Source organism: Pantoea sp. Pa-EAmG, assembly GCF_030024295.1.
GTDB lineage: Bacteria > Pseudomonadota > Gammaproteobacteria > Enterobacterales > Enterobacteriaceae > Pantoea > Pantoea dispersa.
This window is the reverse complement of record NZ_JASEWO010000356.1, coordinates 1-1264: the sequence shown is the minus strand read 5'-3', so window position 1 is coordinate 1264 and position 1264 is coordinate 1. Positions and strand designations below refer to the sequence as shown.

General features: G+C 53.2%; 4 protein-coding genes. 1 reads left to right on the top strand and 3 read right to left on the bottom strand.

All coding sequences use genetic code 11. From position 1 onward, the window contains the following. Positions 1-61 precede the first annotated feature (61 nt). From QMM04_RS22575 to QMM04_RS22565, 3 genes are all read right to left on the bottom strand, one after another. Positions 62-280, bottom strand: a complete 219-nt coding sequence (locus QMM04_RS22575; RefSeq protein WP_282997118.1) for a hypothetical protein — start codon at positions 278-280, stop codon at positions 62-64. 108 nt (positions 281-388) lie between these two features. Beyond that, complete coding sequence (locus tag QMM04_RS22570; protein WP_282997117.1) at positions 389-568, bottom strand: hypothetical protein; 180 nt, start codon at positions 566-568, stop codon at positions 389-391. Then, the gene (locus QMM04_RS22565; protein ID WP_282997116.1) at positions 547-738 is read right to left on the bottom strand and encodes a VENN motif pre-toxin domain-containing protein; all 192 of its coding nucleotides are present in this window, start codon (positions 736-738) and stop codon (positions 547-549) included. The genes QMM04_RS22570 and QMM04_RS22565 overlap by 22 nt, the downstream gene beginning before the upstream one ends. A 259-nt stretch (positions 739-997) precedes the next feature. Between QMM04_RS22565 and QMM04_RS22560 the strand changes: the two genes are divergently transcribed. Then, positions 998-1216, top strand: coding sequence for a SymE family type I addiction module toxin (locus tag QMM04_RS22560; RefSeq protein ID WP_282997115.1), 219 nt, complete (start codon positions 998-1000; stop codon positions 1214-1216). The last annotated feature ends 48 nt before the right edge of the window (positions 1217-1264 follow it).

Genomic DNA, 1264 nt, shown 5'->3' with positions numbered 1-1264 from the left:
CCTCATCAGCAGCATTTCTATTTGGCTCTGCCGTTCTTCCGGCTGAAGGTTGAGATAGTTTTTATGCTGAACTCTCTTTTGTCGGTTCCTTAATTACACTCTTCAGCCCGTAAGCACCCGCCAGAGCGGCAGCCAGTTCCTGAGTCTGCATTGCTATATCATAACGGCCTGCTGCTGTTTCCCAGCTCACACCGGACGCCTGTGCTATTGCTGTTATGGCTTGGTCGCGGCTGATACTGCCTGCATCCAGTCCCTGCAAAACACTTTCCAGGTTTTTCACATCCTGTGGATATAAATCCCTGTACAACAATGAGTAGGTCGCATTTTCACCATATTTATTAAATGCTTTCTGAGCCGGGCCAATCAGCGCACCACAGGCTGAATCACCTTAATTACCATCCATACAGACCGCTTTTATCGCTTCATCACGCGCTTTATCTGTCTGATTAATCGCCGCAAGCTCTTTCGCTTCAGCCGGTGTCAGTTCCTGTTTCAGATAGTCGCGCTTCGTCTCCAGCTGTTTCTTTCTGTCGGCTTCCTGCACGCTCAGCCAGTTATTCTCAACCACATTTTCCCTGCCTGAGCGCCGGCCAGCGCACTGGCGCTACTGCCGCCGGTCCCGCCGCCTGCCAGACCTGCAGCCAGCGTAATCAGTGCACTGATGATCTGCTTATCCGACTCCTGCAGGTCACTGACCTGTTTACCCGGATACATCGAATGCATGATCAATTTACCCATCAGCTCTCCGCTGACCGCACCGGTCGCGCCTGCTGCCGCGCTGTTTCCTGCCGCCCGAGATCTTATCACACTATCCACTGCACGGTGCCACGGCCGGAAAGGCAGATCGATGCGATCCGACAGACGCCAATGACGAAGCAGAAGTTTGTGGTTGAGATGCTGGATAACGTGATGGGTAAATGGTGCAGGTAACAGGTGCGGAACCGTGGTGCTCGAACCCCCAGCCCGCTGACCGCAAGCAATTAACGAGTAGCTGGTTATGGCTGGCACGCATCATAAGTCAGAGGCCAACACGTCCACAGCTCAATCAAGACGTTATACCGTGGGATATGTCCGGGATCAGAGGAAGTTCACGCTTTCACCGTTTATTATCCTGAAGGGCCACTGGATGGCGGCACTGGGATTTGAGACCGGGCAGAAGATCGAGGTGCTCACTGAGCCGGGACAGTTGATTATCCGCCTGGCTGCTGAAGGATAACTGACTGATAAAAAAGGAATCCCGGCTCACTGGCCGGGATTCCTTGTT